This is a genomic window from Oleiphilus sp. HI0061, from assembly GCF_001635675.1.
The window spans coordinates 1-797 of sequence record NZ_LWFE01000508.1; the positions used below are offsets into that span (position 1 = coordinate 1).

The following is a 797-nucleotide window of genomic DNA, read 5'->3' on the forward strand; positions in this document are numbered from 1 at the left end:
TCGCAAGCCTTACGTAGTCCATTGCAACACTTGCAAACGCGGGTTTACTCTGAGTATTCATATGCCTATTTCTCTCGTTTGCTTGCCTCAAATACCCGAGGCATAAATAGTTCGCTCACCAGCAATGGTTTCTGACGAAGAAAAAATACCGAGCGCCGCCCAAATACGGGTTCTTTAAACTGTTTCACCAAGGAGACACTTTCAAGCTTACTACGCGTCATAACTCTGGATTTAAACAGAAATGCGCCTAAAGGCTTATCTCCCAAATACTGAAGCTGTCTTTCATAACCACTTAGCGTTGTTTTCGGAATAATACTGCGCGCTATCACCCATACTTCTCCGAAACAAAGCAGCTCAACTTCCCTGACCAGCGCTTTCTGACGCTCTCTCACTTTTAGTATCCGCCTCTCCTCAAGACTTGGTACAGCCCAGCCTTGATAAGTGACACGCACACTAAAGTTATTATTTGATGCTTCGATAAGCCTCTTGGTAAGTGAACCTTGATCAAAGACCCAGGAACCATATTGTTTAGGCACTTTCCAGTCGGGTATCCGCCGAGCGGCTGGCTTTAGCATCACATGCCCTTAACTGCGTAAATACCCGGCGCATTCCGCCAATAGCCTTGATAATCCATACCAAAACCAAAAACAAAACGATCCTCAACATTTAAACAAGTATAGTCAGCGAGCAGATCCTTGGTCGCCTTTCTGTCATGTTGCTTATCCAATAAAACCGTCGTCAGAACACGCGCTGCACCTTGCTGCCGACAATAATCCTGTACATGTAAGAGGGTATGC

Annotated in this window: 1 protein-coding gene and 1 pseudogene; both read right to left on the reverse strand. The window is 45.5% G+C overall.

Annotated features, from left to right (window positions below; translation table 11 throughout):
• Positions 1-65: 65 nt before the first annotated feature.
• Positions 66-575, reverse strand: a complete 510-nt coding sequence (locus A3735_RS06735; RefSeq protein WP_068552536.1) for a chorismate lyase — start codon at positions 573-575, stop codon at positions 66-68.
• Positions 575-797: pseudogene (locus tag A3735_RS30420) on the reverse strand (hypoxanthine-guanine phosphoribosyltransferase); the annotation flags it as partial. The gene A3735_RS06735 and the pseudogene A3735_RS30420, both read right to left, overlap by 1 nt.

Excerpts from the sequence above, each read along its gene's own strand:
- A3735_RS06735 (WP_068552536.1), bottom strand. The coding sequence starts at position 575 with ATGCTAAAGCCAGCCGCTCGGCGGATACCCGACTGGAAAGTGCCTAAA.